Genomic DNA, 19479 nt, shown 5'->3' with positions numbered 1-19479 from the left:
GCCCTGATTACGCCTTCAGCCAGCCGGCAAGCTGCGCATGCTGCAGCAGCATCATGGTTTTACCGTCACAAATGCGCCCATCTTTTACCATCGCCAGCGCCTGCGGAAACGACAGCTCCAGCACGGTTATCGCTTCATCTTCAACGCCACCGCCGCTGTTAGCACGCATCGCTTCACTATATTCTGCAGCAAAAAAGTGGATCAGTTCCGTAACGCCGCCGGGTGACATGTAGGCGGCAAAGAGTTTCTCAACCTTCCCCACCTGATAGCCCGTCTCCTCAATCGCCTCTTTACGGATGCAATCTTCGGGCGTGTCATCGTCCAGCAGCCCGGCGCAGGCTTCAATCAGCTCACCGCTTTCGTTACCGTTAACGTAAGTGGCAATGCGAAACTGACGGGTCAGCACCACGCTGTTTTTTTCACGATTGTAGAGCAGGATGGTTGCGCCGTTACCGCGATCGTATACTTCACGCTTGTGCTGTACCACCTCGCCATTGCTGCGGGTCAGCTCGTAGGTGTAATTGCGCAGCACAAACCAGTTTTCAGACAGGATTTTATTTTTAATGACGTTGATAGTGAATGCCATGAGCGCTCCGCTGCTTTGCTGAGAGAGGCTGAAATAATAGGCGGCAGCGGCGGGAAAAACTATCTGAATTACCTGCGCAGCGGCGGGTAAAAAAAACGGGAGCCAGGCTCCCGTTACGCTACAGAGAAAGGTTTAGCGTCCGCTTTCGTCCGCCAGCTGCGGTGACGCATCGCTGCTCTCATCCGCGTGCACCTCATGCTCTTTCATCGCCTCTGCCTGGACGCGCTTGCGCACGCCAAACCAGCCAAGCACCAGCAGTACGGCGATCAGAGGAATAGAAGCGATGGTATAGGTGCCGTTAGGGTAGTCGAACGCCATCAGCACCAGCACGCTGAGCAGGAACAGCAGCGTCAGCCAGGAGGTGAACGGCGCCCACGGCAGCTTAAAGCTGACATCTTCAGCCTTGCCCTCTTTGATCGCTTTGCGCAGACGCATCTGGCAGACCACGATAAAGCCCCAGGAAGAGATGATCCCCAGCGAGGCAACGTTCAGGACAATCTCGAACACCTGCGACGGCACGTAGTAGTTCAGCACCACGCCAACGATGTAAACCGCAACCGTGACCAGGATACCGGCATACGGCACCTGCTGCTTGCTCATCTTCGACATAAACTGCGGCGCTGAGCCGCCCATCGACATGGAGCGCAGAATACGACCGGTTGAATAGAGGCCGGAGTTCAGGCTGGAGAGCGCTGCGCTCAGTACCACAATGTTCATAATACTGCCGACATAGGGAACGCCCAGCTTTGAGAAGAAGGTCACAAACGGACTCTGTCCCGCCTGGTAGGCATTCCACGGCAGCAGCAGCACCAGCAGCACCACGGAACCCACATAAAACAGGCCAATACGCCAGATCACGCTGTTGATCGCTTTCGGCAGCATGGTTTTAGGATCTTTGCACTCGCCGGCCGCAGTTCCCACCAGCTCAATCGAGGCAAAGGCAAACACCACCCCCTGCACCAGCACCAGCGCGGCCATCAGGCCATGCGGGAAGAGACCGCCGTTGTCGGTGATCAGATGGAAGCCGGTCGCGTTGCCATCGAGCGGTTTGCCGGTACCGAGAAACACCACGCCAACAATCAGGAAGATCACAATGGCCAGTACTTTAACCAGCGCAAACCAGAACTCCATTTCGGCGAACCATTTAACGCCGATCATGTTCATGGTGCCGACAATGGCCAGCGCGCCAAGCGCAAATACCCACTGCGGTACGTCGCCAAACGCGCCCCAGTAATGCATATAAAGCGCCACCGCGGTGATATCGACAATCCCGGTCATCGCCCAGTTAACGAAATACATCCAGCCCGCTACATAAGACGCTTTTTCCCCGAGGAATTCACGCGCATAGGAGACAAAGCTGCCGCTTGAGGGGCGATGCAGTACCAGTTCGCCCAGCGCACGGAGAATAAAGAAAGAGAAGATGCCGCACACCAGATAGACCAGTGCCAGCGCCGGACCTGCCAGTTGCAGGCGTGCGCCTGCGCCGAGGAACAGACCGGTACCGATAGCCCCGCCGATGGCGATCATTTGTACCTGTCGGTTACCCATCGCTTTGTGGTAACCGGTATCGTGAGAGTTCAGCCAGCGCCTTCTCGCAGCACGCTGTTCGTCGGGCGTTTTTTTAGTATGTTTCATAGCTTTCCTGTTTGTCCTGACCATCAATCACCGGCTGACCAATCGTTTGCGCCTGCGGTGCGAAATGGAGTAAAAAACCGGTGCACGGGCAGTGGAACGATGCGCGTGGCGACCCGGGAAATTACGGCGATGAATCCTACCCGTTCTGCATGAACGAAGCAAAATATACTGGCTGGACGCACGATCTGATTTGTAAGAATCGGTCGTGACGCACAAAAAAAACCGGTCAGCAGCGTGACCGGTCAGGATGGCGTCAGAAAAGCAGGAATTCGGGCCGGGAAATGCCCGGTTGCGCAGCTCCCGGGTAACACATCAGCGATAGATTTCCGCGCTGCCGTTCCAGAGGCTGGAGTCGCCAGGATTCTGTGCGCCAATAACGCGAAAGTGTGTGGCGCCCATCTCTTCAGCTTTTTGCGACAGCTGGCGGGTAGCGTCATCCAGCGTGCCGCGCACGCCGCTGACCGATACGGTGCCTGCAGGCTGCATGTTTTGGGCATCCGCCTCGCTCAGCGGCGTAGCAGCCAGCGTGGAAAAACTTGCGGTGGCAAGCAGGGCCGCGCCAAAGAGGGTAATAGCTCGTTTCATAAGGATCTCCTGAGTGGCAGAAAATAGCGGGTGACAGGAGAAGTATTGGCAAGCCTGTGCAAACCAGGCCTGGCGGTCGGTAAATCTGTTTAATGTTTAGCCAGATTAATGTCTGTATTGCCGGGAAAGGTAAAGCAGCACGGCACCGGTTCCGCCGTCCGGCCGCGCAATATTTACATTTCTTCCATAATTACTCCACGTTTCTCTGATTTACACCGCGTAAAGTAGAGCGGGCAGGCGTCTGCAGAGTGTGCCCGCCCCGCCTGCCAGCGCGCCAGCCGTGCGCTGTTCACATAATAATGACAAGCTGCCGCTAAGGAGTAACAGAGTTATGTCGGACTTTTTTATCGACCGCCCGGTATTTGCCTGGGTTCTGGCGATTTTACTCTGTCTGTGCGGCACGCTGGCTATCACCTCGCTTCCGGTTGAACAGTACCCGGATCTCGCCCCGCCTAACGTCCGGATCACGGCCAATTATCCCGGCGCCTCTGCCCAGACGCTGGAGAATACCGTTACGCAGGTTATCGAACAGAATATGACCGGCATCGATAACCTGATGTATATGTCCTCAAACAGCAGCAATACCGGCCAGGTGCAAATTACGCTAACCTTTCTCGCCGGTACCGATCCCGATGAGGCGCGTCAGCAGGTGCAGAACCAGCTGCAGAGCGCGCTGCGCAAACTTCCGGCCGCCGTTCAGGCGCAGGGAGTTAACGTTAATAAAACCGGCGACAGCAACATTCTGATGATTGCGTTTGTCTCCACCGATGGCAGCATGGATAAGCAGGATATTGCTGATTACGTTGCCAGTAACATCCAGGATCCGCTCAGCCGTATCGATGGCGTCGGTCAGGTGGATGCCTATGGGTCACAGTACGCTATGCGTATCTGGCTCGATCCCGTCAAACTGACGCGCTATGCGCTCACGACCGCCGATATCATACAGGCGATTGAGTCACAAAATACCCAGGTCGCCGTCGGCCAGGTCGGCGGATTGCCGTCGGTAGAGAAGCAGGCGCTGAATGCCACGGTCAACGCGCAGTCCATGCTGCAGACGCCGGAGCAGTTTCGCGCCATTACCTTAAAAAGCAGCGGCAGCGGTGCAGTTGTCACGCTGGGTGATGTTGCCAGCATCGCCATGGGCGCAGAGAAATATGACTACCTGAGTCGCTATAACGGTCAGCCCGCATCAGGCCTGGGGGTTAAGCTGGCTTCCGGCGCGAATGAGATGAATACTGACCGGCTGGTCCGCGCCCGCGTCGCGGAGCTGGCGCACTATTTCCCCCCCGGCCTGGAAGCGAAAATTGCGTTTGAAACCACGCCTTTTGTTAAAGCCTCAATAAAAGATGTCGTCAAAACGCTGCTGGAAGCGATCCTGCTGGTATTTCTGGTGATGTATCTCTTTCTGCAAAATTTTCGCGCCACGCTGATCCCCACTATTGCGGTACCGGTGGTGCTGCTGGGCACGTTTACCGTGCTCTATATCTGCGGCTTCAGTATTAATACCCTGACCATGTTTGCCGTCGTGCTGGCCATTGGCCTGCTGGTTGATGATGCGATCGTGGTCGTGGAAAACGTTGAGCGCATCATGAGCGAGGAGGGATTATCGCCACGCGCTGCCACGCGCAAGTCAATGGGGCAGATACAGGGTGCGCTGGTGGGCATTGCGCTGGTTCTCTCCGCGGTCTTTGTCCCGATGGCCTTTTTTGGTGGCACGGTGGGCGCCATTTATCGCCAGTTCTCCATTACGATTGTCTCCGCTATGGTGCTGTCGGTACTGGTGGCGATGATCCTGACGCCCGCGCTCTGCGCCACGCTGCTTAAGCCGCTGAAACAGGGTGAACAGCACGGTCAGCGCGGATTTTTCGGCTGGTTTAACCGCGCGTTTAACGCCAGCACTCAGCGCTACGAACGAGGCGTTGCGCGACTGCTGCGCCAGAGTGGCCGCTGGATGCTGCTCTATGCCGCACTGATCGGTCTGATGGCTTTTCTGTTCTTGCGGCTGCCGACCTCTTTTCTGCCGCTGGAAGATCGCGGCGTATTTATGACGCAGATTCAGCTGCCGCCGGGTTCAACGCTGCAGCAGACCTCCCGCGTGGTTGAGAAAGTTGAACGTTACTACCTCACGGCGGAAAAAGAGAACGTCACGTCCGTGTTTGCCACCATTGGCTCCGGGCCTGGCGGCAACGGCCAGAATGTGGCGCGGCTGTTTGTCCGCCTCACGCCCTGGGATCAGCGCCCCGGTGACGACCGCACCTCTTTTGCCATTATTGAACGCGCCACCCGCGCATTTACCGCGATTGCTGAAGCGCGTGTGGTCGCCAGCAGCCCCCCGGCCATCAGCGGCATGGGCAGCTCATCGGGCTTTGACCTGCAGCTGCAGGATCACAGCGGTATCGGGCACACGCAGATGATGGCAATGCGCGATAAGCTGCTGGCGCTGGCGTCAGCCGACCCGGCGATGTCGCGCGTGCGGCATAATGGCCTGGATGACACGCCACAGCTGCAGATCGATATCGATCAGCGCAAAGCGCAGGCGCTCGGCGTCTCGCTGGATACCATCAATCAGACCCTCTCTACCGCCTGGGGATCGACCTATGTGAATGATTTTCTCGATCGCGGCCGGGTTAAAAAGGTCTATGTGCAGTCGGCACCGGAGTTTCGCATGCTTCCCGGCGATATCAATAAATGGTACGTGCGCAACAGCAGCGGCGGCATGGTGCCCTTCTCTGCGTTTGCCACCAGCCGCTGGGAAACCGGCTCACCGCGGCTGGAACGCTATAACGGCTACGCCTCGCTGGAAATTGTTGGCGAAGCGGCCAGCGGCGTCAGCAGCGGAACCGCTATGGATGAGATGGAGAAGCTGGTGGCGCAGCTGCCGCTCGGGGTAGGCTTCCAGTGGACCGGCGCATCTTATCAGGAACGATTATCCGGTGCACAGGCCCCGGCGCTCTATGCTATTTCGCTGCTGGTGGTGTTTTTGTGTCTCGCTGCGCTTTATGAAAGCTGGTCTATTCCCTTTTCGGTAATGCTGGTTGTGCCGCTGGGTGTTGTCGGTGCTCTGCTGGCAACATGGCTGCGCGGACTCGAAAACGATGTCTATTTTCAGGTCGGGCTGCTGACGGTGATTGGGCTTTCGGCGAAAAACGCGATTCTGATTGTGGAGTTTGCCAATGAGATCAACAGCAAAGGTCGTGAGCTAAAGGAGGCCACTCTTGAAGCCGCGCGGCAGCGCCTGCGTCCGATATTAATGACTTCGCTTGCCTTTATGTTTGGCGTCCTGCCGATGGCGATCAGCAGCGGCGCGGGTTCAGGCAGCCAGCACGCGGTAGGAACCGGCGTTCTGGGCGGTATGCTGACCGCCACGCTGCTGGCTATTTTCTTTGTACCCCTGTTCTTTGTGCTGGTCCGGCGTCGCTTTCCGCTGCGTGAGAAACCGCACGATTAGCCGGCATGAAAAAAGCCGCCGGAAGAGGCTCCCGGCGGCCTTATTGATGTGTGTGGTCAGAATCGCAGCAAGAGGGGAAACGCCCTGCTTTCCTCGTCACGCGTTACTTACGTAACATCGCTTCGATAAATTCTTTCCAGTTCCCCAGTTCATATTCAACCATGACAACCTCTCTTATTGTAATGGCAATTGTACGCCGATTTTTTCTGCAGGTGAATACGTTTCCACCTCTTATCACTATCGGCAAAAGCGGGGAAAAGCTGCAATTTTCTTTTTTGTGCCGTGACGCACATTTCTGCAAGCCACTGTCTGAGCTGGAAAATATTTTTTTATTTGCGCAGTAGCACAATTCTGCCATTAAGATAATCCTCACCCGTCAGATAATCAGACAGCGCGTGTTTTACGACCTGAATGAAAGCGCTTACTGGCCCTGATTAGCGTTTTCGATTAAAGCCCGCAGATGATGAAAAATGCAGGCAATATCCACCGACGCTCACCGCGTGCAACCCGCTGTGGTAAACTCGCGCGCAGATTTTTTTGCAGAACGGGAAAGAGCTATGACAGCGCAGTGGGTGATGTACGGAATCAAAAATTGCGACACCGTAAAAAAAGCGCGCAATGCGCTAACCGCGTCCGGCATCGACTACCGGTTTCACGATTATCGCGCGGATGGACTGGATGCCGCGCTGCTGCAGCACTTTATCGATCGGCTTGGCTATGAAGCCCTGCTGAATACGCGCGGTACCACCTGGCGCAGGCTGCCAGAGGCAGAACGTGCCGCGATTAAGGATGCCGCCAGTGCCAGCGCCGTAATGCTGGCACAGCCCGCCATCATCAAACGTCCGCTGCTTGCCGCCCCCGATGGCAGCCTGCTGCCGGGCTACAGCGCCGATCTTTACCACGCTTTTATTCAGGAGAAGTCATAACATGTTCTGTCCGGTTATTGAGCTGGCTCAGCAGCTCATCCGTCGTCCTTCGCTAAGTCCGGATGATGCGGGCTGTCAGGCCCTGCTGATCGCCCGCCTGGAAGCGATCGGTTTTCAGATTGAGCAGATGCATATTAATGACACGCTAAACGTCTGGGCCACGCGCGGTCACGGTGAAACCTTAGCGTTTGCCGGACACACTGACGTCGTGCCGCCCGGTGATGCAAACCGCTGGATCAACCCGCCGTTTGAGCCGACTATCCGCGATGGCATGCTGTTCGGGCGCGGTGCCGCCGATATGAAGGGCTCACTGGCAGCGATGGTGGTCGCCGCTGAACGTTTTGTCGCAGCGCATCCACAACACAAGGGCCGCCTGGCGTTTCTGATCACCTCCGATGAAGAGGCCAGCGCGGTCAATGGCACGGTTAAAGTGGTGGAGCGCCTGATGGCGCGTCATGAACGGCTGGATTACTGCCTGGTGGGTGAGCCCTCCAGTACAGAGATCGTCGGGGACGTGGTGAAAAACGGCCGGCGCGGTTCAATGACCGCAAACCTGACGCTGCACGGCGTGCAGGGCCATGTCGCCTACCCGCACCTGGCGGATAATCCGGTACACCGTGCCATGCCGGCGCTGAATGAGCTGGTGGCTACCGAGTGGGATCAGGGCAACGCATTCTTTCCGCCAACCAGCATGCAGATTGCGAATGTGCAGGCGGGTACCGGCAGCAATAACGTTATTCCCGGCGAATTTTTTGTTCAGTTTAACTTTCGCTTCAGCACCGAGCTGACCGATCAGATGATTAAAGATCGCGTGACGGAACTGCTGGACCGCCATCAGCTGCGCTATACGCTGGAGTGGACCGTTTCCGGACAGCCCTTCCTGACGTCACGCGGCAGGCTGGTCGATGCCGTGGTAAACGCCGTAACGCACTATAATGAAGTTAAGCCGCAGCTGTTAACCACGGGTGGCACTTCCGACGGGCGTTTCATTGCCCGTATGGGCGCGCAGGTGGTAGAGCTTGGCCCGGTTAACGCCACAATTCATAAAATCAACGAGTGCGTCAAAGCATCAGATCTGCAGCTGCTGAGCCGCATGTATCAGCGCATTATGGAGCAGCTGATCGCCTGACCGCATAAACAAGGAGACGGGGCATGGAGTGGTTAAAAGAGTACTGGTGGATCCTGGTGATTGTGCTGATGGTGGGCGTACTGATGAACGTCTATAAAGATCTCAAGCGCATCGATCATAAGAAATATATGGATAACCGTCCGGATTTACCCCCGCATCGCGATTTCAACGATAAGTGGGATGATGAAGATGACTGGCCAAAGAAAAAATAGGCCAGGGCGCATAAATACGTCAGGGGGCGCATAAATGCGCCCCCTACGGGCAATTGTAGGGGGGGCATTCATGCCGCCCTTGCCGCAAATGGGCAACGGACGCGTAAATAACCAGGGGCGCATGAATACGCCAGGGGCGCATGAATACGCCAGGGGCGCATGAATACGCCAGGGGCGCATGAATGCGCCCCCTACGAAATTGTAGGGGCGGCATTCATGCCGCCCGTCCTCTACAGCAACATCACAACATCGTCGTCGTTGGGTTTGGCACCGCTCAATGCTTCATCAAAATAGCGGCGCGGTATGGTATAGCGCAGATGATGCAGCGCCCGCGCCATACTGCGTTCATCTATTGCATGCGGCAGATCGTCCACCACATCCAGCGTCACATCGCCGCCCAGCTCGGTCAGACGCTGGTTCGCCGCTTCAGCATGCTGTAGCGGTACCTGTTCGTCATCGTCGCCGTGAATAAGATGAATGGTATTACGCCTGCTGGCGCGTTCCGGCAGCGTGGTATAGCGTCCGCTAAACGCCACCACCCTTCCCGCCAGCTCTGGCTGCGCTTTTACGCCCTCCAGAACCATGGTGCTGCCCTGCGAGAATCCGACCAGCGCCGTCGCTTCGGGCCTGACGCCAGCAGCACGCTGCCAGTGCCGGACAGACTCGATAAATAGCGGCATAACCGCATCAACACACTGCTGCGGCGAGCGATCCTGAGCAGGATAGTCCATAAACCACTGGCGGCCCTGCGGCACATTACCGGTATAAGGCGCACCTACTGATACCACCTGCGCTTCCGGAAACGCCTCAGCAAACCAGCTGCCAATCTGTGCCATCGCATCAGGGTTATCATCAGCGCCGTGGTAAAGCAAAAAAAGCTGAGCAGCCTGCACCGGCTGCTGAACAACAACATATCGTAAAGCCATACTGACCTCCTGTATTCACTATACGCCGCGGCCAGCAGAGTGATATCGGGAAAATTTGAACAAGAGCGCTGATTTATTGCAACAACGTCAGCCGCTGTTGCCAGGCCTGCGCTGCCTGCGGATCGAGCCGTTCAAGCGCCTCAGCCGTCTCCTGACGCAGCCGCTGTACCACCGCCTTGCGGCCGCTGAGACCGGCGCTGCTGCCCGCCTCGCTCAGCGTCTGTTTCTGAAGCAGTATGGCCTGCATTAACGGCTGCGGCTGTATGCGCACCAGCCGCTGCAGCACCGCATAGCTCGCCTCGAACGGGCGCTGTGCCCAGGCAAAACCTGCCAGCAGCGCCACATCCTCTTCATTAATATTCTGCGACAGCCCCGCTCCGTCCGGCAGCGGCAAATCGATGAGATCGTTTAGCCAGACGGCATCGCGCGCCAGACGCTGCGCCGCCTGCGCCTGCAGCTGTTTCCCGGCCGGCGTCAGCGCACAGATGGCCATTGCGGCATAGCAGCCGCTGCTCGCTTCACGCTGCGATCCGACCCGCACCAGCGTAAAGCCGCAGGCGTGCCAGAAGCGCCACAGCGCCGCTGTGTAACCAAAGCTCACCGAGAGAAAATCACAGCCGGCGGCCTGCTGACGCGCCTGCGCAACCAGCGCCCGGCCAGTGCCCTGCTGACGGCGGGCGGCCGTCACCGCAATGCGGCTGATACGCAGAGAGCGCAGCGTAGCCGCCGCGCTGAAACCGGCGTGTGCCGCCAGTGACTGTGCGACCAGATTACCGCGCGGGCGACGCGTGCCGGCCCAGACAGCCTGCGCCAGCTCTGCATCCAGCCCACCCTCTTCAACCAGCCACAGGGCACCGGCCACGCTCTCTGCTGCGCCAGCCAGCCAGAGCTGCATTCCCGGCGCGTCCAGCAGGCGGCGCAGATCGAGCGGCGAGGTGCGGTAGTGCGCGCTTGCCAGCAGACGATAGCCCGCCTCCAGCGCGGCGGGGTCCGCATCCGGCATCGCTCTGTATAACGTGATTTCAGATGCCGGTGCGGCGCGATCCGCCTCTTCAAACAGCAGCGCGCGATTAAGCCACTGCTCCAGCGGATCCTGAGCGCTCCAGCGCAGGGGCTCATCCAGCGTGAAATAGCGGACGTCAGGCAGGGTGGCGCAGAAGCGCAGCAGAAAACCGCGTCCGGTGCCCTCGTACCCCTGCACGGTTGTGGTCAGCAGCACGCGCGGAAAGCGTGCGACCAGCTGCAGCAGCAGCGGCGCCGGGATCGCGGCTGCCTCGTCGACGATCAGCCATGCAGGCAGCGGATCGACCGGCTGCTGCAGGATCGCATCAGGAGCCATGAAGGAAAACTGCTCACCGGCAAACTGCGCCAGCACCGCTGTTGACACCTTCGCCGGAGCGGTGACCAGCGCGTGCGTTGTATTACGTGCCAGCATGCCAGCCAGCGCCGACTTGCCGCGCCCGCGCGGTGCGGTAACCACCGCCACCCCGAAAGCGATCGCCTGCAGCTGAGCAAGAATAGCCGCCTGCTGCTGTGGCGCCTGGCATTGCCAGCGCGGCCAGACACCTGCGGCCGGCTGACGCACCGGCAGATGCTGGCGCTGCAGCAGCACCTCTTCATCTGCCAGCATCAGCTGCTGCAGGCGACGTATAAAGCGGGGCGTGGCGATGGGCTCTGCGACATCGGCCCAGCGCAGGCTGTCCGCATCAGCAGCTGTCGCCCAGCTCTCCCACGGCGGCGTCAGCAGCAGCAGCCAGCTGCCGGCGCGCAGCGTACCAGCCAGCGCGGCAAAGGCCTCAGCGTGAAAGCCGTGCCGCGCGTCGAACAGCGCATGGGTAAACTCGCGACCCAGCAGCGTACGCAGCGCTGCCGGGGCAACGTGCGGCGTCAGGTCGCTGGCGTTGCTAAGCGTGATCCAGTCACCCGGCAGCGCCTGCTGCCATAAACCGGCCTGCTCGCGCGCCCACTCTGCGTCACCGGCAATAACCGCTAAGCGGCGGATGCCTGCCTGCTGCATCGCCGCCGTGATAACCGCACAAGACATCAGTTAGTGGCGAAGGTGTTGCACTGGCCCGGATCGCCGCCGTCATAACCGCGTTTAAACCAGGTATAGCGCTGTTCAGATGTGCCGTGCGTAAAGCTGTCCGGCACCACACGCCCCTGGCTCTGCTGCTGCAGGCGGTCGTCACCAATCGCTTCCGCCGCGTTAAGCGCTTCCTGCAGATCGCCCACTTCCAGAATGTTCTGCTGCTGCATATAGTGGCCCCAGACGCCGGCAAAGCAGTCCGCCTGCAGCTCCATTTTCACTGACAGCTGATTCACCTGTTTCTCACTGGCGCCCTGCTGCATCTCACGTACTTTTGGCTCAATACCCAGCAGCTTCTGCACATGGTGACCCACCTCATGCGCAATGACGTAGCCCTGCGCAAAGTCACCGCCTGCGCCCAGTTTGGTTTTCATCTCATCGTAGAAAGAGAGGTCGATATAGACGCTCTGGTCAGCCGGACAGTAAAACGGCCCCATCGCCGCCTGACCGGTTCCGCAGTGGGTGCGCGTCACGCCGCGATACATCACCAGTTTGGGTGGCACATACTGTTTATTCATCTGCTTAAACAGCTTGTCCCAGGTGTCTTCGGTTGTCGCGAGGATCACCGAGGTGAATTTCGCCGCCTCGTTATCCTGCGCGGAGTCCACCTGACGCTGCTGCACCGGTGCGCTGCCACCGCCACCCAGCAGGCCGGTAAGGTCATAGCCGTAATATCCGGCTACCGCCACAACGACCAGCAGGATAATGCCGCCTTTCCCGCGCGGCAGCCGGATCTGTCGCCCGCCACCGCCAAAACCTGATGATTCGCCGCGACGATCTTCCACATTGTCGCTTTCACGACGCCCTTGCCAGCGCATGGCCTGCTCCTGTTTATTTATCTTCAGATAGGCATGATTTTAGATGGCGCCAGGCATAAGCACCAGCGTTGCAGGCAGGCAGATAACGGATATAAAAAAGGGCCGTCTGTAAAGACGACCCGATATCACCTGCTGCGTAATGCGGATTAGTCGAGTTTGACCCCGAGGCGGTGCGCTACGGCTTCATACGCTTCCACGACGCCGCCGAGGCTCTGACGGAAACGGTCTTTGTCCATTTTGTCCATGGTCTCTTTGTCCCACAAACGCGCGCCATCGGGTGAGAACTCGTCGCCCAGCGTGACTTCACCGTTAAACAGACCAAACTCCAGCTTGAAATCGACCAGGATAAGACCGGCATCATCAAACAGTTTGCTCAGCACCTCGTTGGCTTTATACGTCAGCTCCTGCATACGCGCCAGGTTCGCTTTACTTACCCAGCCAAAGGTTTCGCAGTAAGACTCGTTGACCATCGGATCATGTTTGGCGTCATCTTTCAGGAAGAGATCAAACAGCGGCGGACTGAGCAGCATACCCTCTTCCACCCCAAGGCGTTTGACCAGCGATCCGGCCGCGCGGTTGCGGATCACGCACTCTACCGGCACCATCTCCAGCTTTTTCACCAGCGCTTCGTTATCAGACAGCAGCGCTTCCATCTGAGTAGGAATGCCCGCTTCCTGCAGTCTGGTCATAATAAAGTGGTTAAACTTGTTGTTCACCATGCCTTTACGATCAAACTGTTCGATTCGTGCCCCGTCTCCTGCTGATGTATCGTTGCGGAACTCAAGTACCAGCAAATCCGGATTGTCGGTACTGTATACGGTTTTCGCTTTACCGCGATACAACTCAGCTCGCTTTTGCATCTTGTTAACTCCAGACATGAAATAACCCGTGTTCAGCGGTGTTCCACCGCGCGACGACTGCGTGACGCAATCGTTTACCTCGCCGGGCGCCATTATGCCAAAATCAAAACAAAAAGGCCGGAGAATCTCCGGCCTTTACACAATTATTTATTCAGTGCGCCCTGCATGACGGCCACCAGCGCATCGTTCTGCGCCTGGGTCAGCACGTGCCCCTTAGGATCGATAAACTGCAGACTGCTGCGGTTATCAAGGTCGCCTACCTGCAGCTTATAGTCACCGTTCGGCAGCTCCGGATCTTTGGCACCAATCGCGTCAAACGCGCTGCTGCCCGGCTGCTTATAGGTCACTTTCAGACTGCCCTGCGAACGGTTGTCATCCGTCACTTCCATGCCAGCACGCTGCAGCGCCGCCGGCAGTCGCTGCCAGGTGACGTTAAACGGCGAGCGCAGGATCAGCAGCGGCAGGCCAGTCTCATCCGCACCGCTCTGTACGTCGATCTGCCCGGTCGCACGTCCGGCGGCTGCATCCTGACTGGCGGTATCGATCTTATCCAGACCGGTACTGAGATCGTTAAGCATCTGGCCAGTATAGCGCTGAACCTGTGCCGGTGACGTCACCGTCTCCCCCTGCTGCTGCAGCTCAAGCAGACGCACCGTCAGGACCTGCTGATACCCCTGGTTCTGCACGCTGATCTGATAGCGGCCGCGATACTGATTATCTTCATCTGCGCGGTTCCACTGCACCCAGTCGGTGGTGAGCTGTTGCCCGGCATCGTTACGCTGGGCAATCGGGAACTTGTAGGATTGCACCACGTTGACCACCTGTGACCAGATAGAACCGCGGTTGCTCTCCAGCGCCAGTACGCCGGTATTACCGGTGAACTGCGCGCGCGTACCGTTCATCAGCGCCAGCGGCTGCGCCGGCGGACGAATATCGAGTGCTTTACCCAGCGCGCCATTAGCTACGCGATGCGGAACCTCATAGTCGCCGTTCTGTATCGGCAGTATTGCCCCTGCCGGCGCGTTCAGATCGCGCAGTTCAGGCGTCTGAAGATAGGACTCATCGCCGCTCACCTGGCGCTTGTAACGCTGATCGCTGGAACAGGCTGTCAGCAGCATCAGAGTGGAGAGACCTGCTACCGTTACCAGCGTCGAGCGCTTAACTGAAAAACTCATTGATTCTCCCTAAATTAACGCAGACCCGCTTTAATAAGTGCCTGCGCCGTTTTTTCCTGGCCCGCGCTGGTCAGCGGCGTCATTGGCAGGCGCAGCGTGTCATCCGCGATCAATCCCAGCTGTTTTGCGGCCCATTTTACCGGAATAGGATTGGGCTCACAGAAAAGCGTCTGGTGCAGATGCATCAGACGCTGATTCAGGTGACGCGCTTCGGCAAATTTGCCTTCCTGCGCCAGCGCACAGAGTTCAGCCATTTCACGCGCCGCAATGTTAGCGGTGACAGAAATGACGCCTTTGCCGCCCAGCTGCATGGAATCCAGCGCAGTGGCATCATCGCCGCTGACAATAATAAACGCGTCACCAACCAGCTGTTGGATCTGTGAAACCCGCGATAAGTTCCCGGTCGCTTCTTTAATACCGATAATATTTTTAATTTCAGCCAGGCGCGCCACGGTCTCCGGCAGCATATCGCAGCCGGTACGCGACGGAACGTTATAGAGCATCTGCGGCAGATCGGTGCTTTCCGCAATCGCTTTGAAGTGCTGGTAAAGCCCTTCCTGAGTCGGACGATTGTAATAAGGCGTCACGGTCAGGCAGCCGACCACGCCGGTGCCGGTAAAGCGTTTTGTCAGAGAGATCCCTTCAGCGGTGGCGTTAGCGCCCGTTCCGGCGATAACCGGAATACGGCCATCGGCCAGCTCCAGGGTTTGCATCACCACGTCACCATGCTCTTCATGGCTGAGCGTTGCAGATTCGCCGGTGGTGCCAACAGAAACGATCGCTGCGGTTCCGCTGGCGACATGATAATCAATCAGTTTTTTCAGACTCGGGCGGCAAACCTGGCCCTGGTCATTCATAGGCGTAATGAGTGCAACAATACTTCCGGTGAACATGGGCTATCCCCTCGACAAACAAGTGCCTCATGTTACGTTTTACCTTCAAAGAAAAGCAAGCGAGCCAGCCCATTCCCGCGCTTGTCAGCAGTTTTTTTTATGTTTACCTTATAGTTATTAGCGAACGTACAGGAAAACTCATTTTGTCGCAGCCACAGCCGCATCATCTGGTCATCACTGCTCTTGGCGTCGATCGTCCGGGTATCGTTAACGCCATTACCCGCCACGTCAGCAGTTGCGGCTGCAATATAGAAGATAGCCGTCTGGCGATGCTCGGCGATGAGTTCACCTTTATTATGCTGCTTTCCGGCAGCTGGAACGCCATTACGCTGATTGAATCCACGCTGCCGATGAAAGGTGCTGAGCTGGAGCTGCTGATTGTCATGAAGCGGACGAACGCGCGCGCGACGCCACCGATGCCGGTGACGGTTCGCATTCAGGTAGAAGTTCCCGATTCGCCACGCATCATTGAGCGCTTTACCGATCTGCTTGATAAACATCAGCTGAACATCGCTGAGCTGGTGTCGCGTATTAACCCGGCTCAGGACAATGAACAGCCGGTACTCTATATTCAGATGACAGCACACAGCCCGGCTAACCGGGTAAGCGCACCGATAGAGCAGGCGTTTAATCAGCTGTGTGAAGAACTGCATGCACAAGGCTCAATTCGCCTCTATAGTGTCACCGACGACAGCAGCAATGTCCTGTAATCAGGCTCCGGGTTATTTCGCCACACACTCTGTTGCAGCAGCATAACGTGTTGTGAAATAACCCTGAGGTAAACGTCCGGCCAGCCAGCAGGCTCTGCCGGGTGTCATACCCGCAGCATGAATAAAAAACGGAGAGTTGTGATGAATCCACTGAAAGCCGGTGATACCGCACCGAAATTTAGCTTGCCCGATCAGGATGGCGAACAAGTAAATTTGGCCGACTTCCAGGGACAGCGTGTTCTGGTCTATTTCTACCCGAAAGCGATGACGCCAGGCTGTACCACTCAGGCCTGCGGCCTGCGTGACAACATGGACGAGCTGAAAAAAGCGGGCGTTGAGGTACTGGGTATCAGCACCGACAAGCCGGAAAAGCTGTCCCGTTTTGTTGAGAAAGAGCTGCTGAATTTCACGCTGCTTTCTGATGAAGATCACCAGGTGTGCGAGCAGTTTGGCGTCTGGGGTGAGAAGTCATTTATGGGCAAAAGCTACGACGGCATCCACCGCGTCAGTTTCCTGATTGGTCAGGATGGTAAAGTGGAAAAGGTGTTCGACAGCTTTAAAACTGCAGACCATCACGATATCGTGCTTGATTACGTGAAGTCTGCCTGATCAAAAGCGGTGCGCCTTTGCTGCGCACCGCTTCCCGCGATGTCTTACTCTGCGATCTGCCGTTCCGGCGTGGTTTCCGGCCAGGCGCGTACAACCGCTTTTACCAGCGTAGCCAGCGGAATAGCAAAAAATACGCCCCAGAAGCCCCACAGTCCGCCAAAAATGACCACGGAGAGAATAATCACCAGCGGATGCAGATTCACCGCTTCTGAAAACAGCACCGGTACCAGTACGTTGCCATCCAGCGCCTGAATCACCAGATACACCACCATCAGCGTCCAGAAATCGCTGCTAAGCCCCCACTGAAACAGCCCGACGCCAGTGACTGGCAGCGTGACGGCCAGCGCGCCCACGTAAGGGATCAGCACCGAAACGCCCACCAGCACCGCCAGCAGCAGCGCGTAATTGAGCCCCAGCACTAGAAAGGCGATCCAGGTGACAACGCCTGTCACCACCATCTCCAGCACTTTGCCGCGAATATAGTTGGTGATTTGCTGATTCATCTCTTTCCATACCGTGCCCGCCAGCCCGCGATTGCGCGGCAGCACGCGCCGCACCGCGTTCAGCATCTGCTCTTTATCTTTTAGCAGGAAAAACACCATCAGCGGGACCAGCACCAGATAGATCATCAGCGTCATCAGACCGACCAGCGAGGCCAGTGAATAGCGCACCAGGGATTCGCCCAGGCCGGTCAGGCGGCTGCGCAGATTCTCTACGATGATATCGATAATGCCTGCATCCACCAGCGCCGGAAAACGCTGTGGCAGCGCAGCCGCTGAGACATACAGCTTATTGAGCATATTGGGCAGATCGCGCGTCAGATTGATGCCCTGCTGCCAGGCAACCGGCGCCACTATTAGTACCATAACCAGCAGAATGCCGGCGAAGAGTATTAACACGATGCTGGTTGCCCAGCTGCGGCTACAGCCGATACGCTGCAGCCGCACCACGGGCCACTCCAGCAGATAAGCCAGCACCAGCGCCACCAGCAGCGGCGCCAGCAGCCCGCTAAAGAAAAACAGAATGCAGAACGCCGCCAGCAGGATCGCCAGCAGGCCAATCGCCTGCGGATCGCTGAAGCGACGCTTGTACCATTGAAACAACAGAGACAACATCAACCTTATCCTTTTACTGCCCCGGCACGGCACGCTGCCGCCCGCTTATCGATCCGCACATCAGCGCATAATGCTGCTGACCAGTGCGTTATGGTCGGCAATCATCACACAGTTTCGTCCGGCGTGCTTGGCCTGATAGAGCGCCGCATCCGCCTGCCGGAGACTCTCCTCCTGCGTGCCCTGCTGCGGCTGCCAGCAGGCGATGCCCACCGAGAGCGTGATATGACCGGGCGGATCGATCCAGCTCTCCGCAATGCTGACGCGTACCCGCTCGGCGATAACCCGCGCCTCTTCGACCGTGGTGGCCGGCAGCAGCATCAGAAACTCTTCGCCGCCGTTACGGCAGACCACATCGGTCTGACGGGCGTTGCTGCGCAGCGTCTGCGCGACCTGCTTAATGACGTTATCACCCGCGCCGTGGCCAAAATTATCATTTACCCGTTTAAAGTGGTCGATATCCAGCGCCAGCACGGCAAATGGCTGCTGCATCGCCTCAAAATAGTCGAGCACGGCGTGCAATCCCCGCCGGTTAAGCAGTTGCGTCAGGGGATCGCTTTGTACTTCTGAGTTAAGCCGCCCGATTTTATCCTGTACTAGTCCGATACCGGTCAGCAGCGCCCGCTTTACCTGCGCCGCCTCAAAGTACCACGCACGAATGCCGCCGATCTCTGCTGACACCCCCTGCGTATCCATCTGGCTCGCTTTCCGCGACAGCTGCCAGAGCGGCAGCGCGATCAGCCGCGCCAGCACGATCGCTACCAGCAGCGTCAGCAGCGCAAACGGCACCGAGTTTTTCAGCACGTTCAGCAGCAGACCGGCAAGCGGCGCCAGCGTGAGCGCCGCAGGCTTAAGCGCCACGACCATCCAGCCGGTACCGGGCACCACAGCGTAGCCAATCAGCTTATTGCTGCTGTTCTCTGTGATCTGCGCGGTGCCGCTGCTGCGCTCCGCCCGCTCGCGTTCGCTGATAATCGCCGGCACGCTTTTACCCACCAGCTGGCTGTTCTGGTGATAAAGCACCTGATTGTTGCGGTCCAGAACAAAGACCTGCGTTCCGTCACGATAATATTGCTCGCCCAGCAGCGCATTCAGGATGCTTTTTTTCTTCAGATAGAGCGTGCCGCCCACGTAACCCAGATAGCGGCCTTCGCTATTCCAGATCGGCCATGAAACAAACACGATCAGGTTGTTTGCGGCCGAAATCACTGCCCGGCTGACCAGCGGCTGCCGCTGCGACAGCGCTTCCCGTGAGGCCTGACTGGTGAGCTGCATGCCTTTCAGCGTCAGGGATTCCGGTGAGATCGCTTTAACGATGCCATTACTGTCTACCACCGCAACAGAGTTAAAACTGCTGGTCTGCTCACGCAGGCGATTTACTTCCTGCTGCGCAAGTGCTTCATCATCAAACGCCTGACCCAGCAGATTAGCGCTGAAGTGCAGCTGCGACTGTGCCTGCTGAAAGAAAAGTTCCGTGGTGGTCGCCAGCTTGGTCGCATAGGCGCGGTTGGCTTCCAGCGTGGTTTCAATCAGCACCATGCGCTGTACGCGCCAGGTTGCATAAAGCGTGTTCGCCAGCGTGATGACAATACTGACTATTGCCAGCAGCGCGATCAGCGTTCGCAGGTCAGTTTTGGGCCGGATTCGCATCAGCATAACGCCGCCGCGCGGATAGGTTGCTTCATAGATTTACGTGCCTGACGCTGTGGTGATTGAGGAGGGTCACTTATTGTTATAAAAGAGAGACAAGTGTACACCGCTCAGGTCGT

At 57.6% G+C, this 19479-nt stretch carries 18 protein-coding genes; 6 read left to right on the top strand and 12 right to left on the bottom strand.

Features of this window, described 5'->3' with window-relative positions; genetic code table 11:
* Positions 1 to 7 precede the first annotated feature (7 nt).
* The 3 genes from nudK to F3I15_RS12965 all read right to left on the bottom strand — a co-directional run bounded on the left by nudK (position 8) and on the right by F3I15_RS12965 (position 2806).
* Positions 8 to 586, bottom strand: coding sequence for a GDP-mannose pyrophosphatase NudK (gene nudK / locus F3I15_RS12975; RefSeq protein WP_150018187.1), 579 nt, complete (start codon positions 584 to 586; stop codon positions 8 to 10).
* A gap of 132 nt (positions 587 to 718) precedes the next feature.
* Positions 719 to 2221: an L-asparagine permease gene (ansP, locus tag F3I15_RS12970; RefSeq protein ID WP_039379509.1), complete on the bottom strand. Its 1503-nt coding sequence runs from the start codon at positions 2219 to 2221 to the stop codon at positions 719 to 721.
* Between the two features lie 312 nt (positions 2222 to 2533).
* Positions 2534 to 2806, bottom strand: a complete 273-nt coding sequence (locus F3I15_RS12965) for a DUF1471 domain-containing protein (RefSeq protein ID WP_150018186.1) — start codon at positions 2804 to 2806, stop codon at positions 2534 to 2536.
* A 331-nt stretch (positions 2807 to 3137) separates the two neighbouring features.
* Between F3I15_RS12965 and acrD the strand changes: the two genes are divergently transcribed.
* On the top strand, positions 3138 to 6254 hold the full coding sequence (acrD, locus tag F3I15_RS12960; protein WP_150018185.1) for a multidrug efflux RND transporter permease AcrD: 3117 nt from the start codon (positions 3138 to 3140) through the stop codon (positions 6252 to 6254).
* A gap of 103 nt (positions 6255 to 6357) precedes the next feature.
* Here the strand turns inward: acrD and ypfM are convergent, their stop codons facing one another.
* Entirely contained in the window at positions 6358 to 6417 is a 60-nt protein-coding gene (gene ypfM, locus F3I15_RS18470; protein ID WP_113655867.1) for a protein YpfM, read from the bottom strand.
* Positions 6418 to 6811: 394 nt separating this feature from the next.
* Between ypfM and F3I15_RS12950 the strand changes: the two genes are divergently transcribed.
* The 3 genes from F3I15_RS12950 to F3I15_RS12940 are packed head-to-tail and all read left to right on the top strand — an operon-like array spanning position 6812 to position 8521.
* Positions 6812 to 7180: an ArsC family reductase gene (locus F3I15_RS12950; RefSeq protein ID WP_071667924.1), complete on the top strand. Its 369-nt coding sequence runs from the start codon at positions 6812 to 6814 to the stop codon at positions 7178 to 7180.
* A gap of 1 nt (position 7181) precedes the next feature.
* A complete protein-coding gene (dapE, locus tag F3I15_RS12945; RefSeq protein ID WP_150018184.1) occupies positions 7182 to 8309 on the top strand; it encodes a succinyl-diaminopimelate desuccinylase in 1128 nt (375 codons plus the stop codon).
* Between the two features lie 23 nt (positions 8310 to 8332).
* Positions 8333 to 8521 carry a YpfN family protein gene (locus F3I15_RS12940; protein WP_039379517.1) on the top strand — a complete coding sequence of 63 codons (189 nt, stop codon included), beginning with the start codon at positions 8333 to 8335 and terminating at the stop codon, positions 8519 to 8521.
* Positions 8522 to 8751: 230 nt separating this feature from the next.
* Here F3I15_RS12940 and ypfH read toward each other — a convergent pair whose 3' ends face one another.
* The 6 genes from ypfH to dapA form a co-directional block, all read right to left on the bottom strand.
* Positions 8752 to 9447: an esterase gene (gene ypfH / locus F3I15_RS12935; protein ID WP_150018183.1), complete on the bottom strand. Its 696-nt coding sequence runs from the start codon at positions 9445 to 9447 to the stop codon at positions 8752 to 8754.
* Between the two features lie 73 nt (positions 9448 to 9520).
* Entirely contained in the window at positions 9521 to 11491 is a 1971-nt protein-coding gene (locus F3I15_RS12930) for a tRNA(Met) cytidine acetyltransferase TmcA (protein ID WP_150018182.1), read from the bottom strand.
* Positions 11491 to 12351: a neutral zinc metallopeptidase gene (locus F3I15_RS12925; RefSeq protein ID WP_039379523.1), complete on the bottom strand. Its 861-nt coding sequence runs from the start codon at positions 12349 to 12351 to the stop codon at positions 11491 to 11493. Before F3I15_RS12925 ends, F3I15_RS12930 begins: the two co-directional genes overlap by 1 nt.
* Before the next feature lie 146 nt (positions 12352 to 12497).
* Entirely contained in the window at positions 12498 to 13211 is a 714-nt protein-coding gene (gene purC, locus F3I15_RS12920) for a phosphoribosylaminoimidazolesuccinocarboxamide synthase (protein WP_039385608.1), read from the bottom strand.
* 143 nt (positions 13212 to 13354) lie between these two features.
* The gene (gene bamC, locus F3I15_RS12915) at positions 13355 to 14386 is read right to left on the bottom strand and encodes an outer membrane protein assembly factor BamC (RefSeq protein WP_150018181.1); all 1032 of its coding nucleotides are present in this window, start codon (positions 14384 to 14386) and stop codon (positions 13355 to 13357) included.
* A 14-nt stretch (positions 14387 to 14400) separates the two neighbouring features.
* The gene (gene dapA / locus F3I15_RS12910) at positions 14401 to 15279 is read right to left on the bottom strand and encodes a 4-hydroxy-tetrahydrodipicolinate synthase (RefSeq protein WP_150018180.1); all 879 of its coding nucleotides are present in this window, start codon (positions 15277 to 15279) and stop codon (positions 14401 to 14403) included.
* Positions 15280 to 15422: 143 nt separating this feature from the next.
* Here dapA and F3I15_RS12905 point away from each other — a divergent pair, with 143 nt between their 5' ends.
* Positions 15423 to 15989: a glycine cleavage system transcriptional repressor gene (locus F3I15_RS12905; RefSeq protein WP_039379528.1), complete on the top strand. Its 567-nt coding sequence runs from the start codon at positions 15423 to 15425 to the stop codon at positions 15987 to 15989.
* A 141-nt stretch (positions 15990 to 16130) separates the two neighbouring features.
* Positions 16131 to 16598, top strand: coding sequence for a thioredoxin-dependent thiol peroxidase (gene bcp, locus F3I15_RS12900; protein WP_150018179.1), 468 nt, complete (start codon positions 16131 to 16133; stop codon positions 16596 to 16598).
* Between the two features lie 44 nt (positions 16599 to 16642).
* Here bcp and F3I15_RS12895 read toward each other — a convergent pair whose 3' ends face one another.
* Complete coding sequence (locus F3I15_RS12895) at positions 16643 to 17713, bottom strand: AI-2E family transporter (protein WP_150018178.1); 1071 nt, start codon at positions 17711 to 17713, stop codon at positions 16643 to 16645.
* Positions 17714 to 17773: 60 nt separating this feature from the next.
* Positions 17774 to 19366, bottom strand: a complete 1593-nt coding sequence (locus F3I15_RS12890; RefSeq protein WP_150018177.1) for a sensor domain-containing diguanylate cyclase — start codon at positions 19364 to 19366, stop codon at positions 17774 to 17776.
* Between the last annotated feature and the right edge of the window lie 113 nt (positions 19367 to 19479).

It is taken from the genome of Pantoea sp. M_9 (assembly GCF_008631385.1).
In the GTDB taxonomy this organism is placed as follows: Bacteria; Pseudomonadota; Gammaproteobacteria; order Enterobacterales; family Enterobacteriaceae; genus Pantoea; species Pantoea eucrina.
This window is presented reverse-complemented; position numbering and strand designations above follow the sequence as displayed.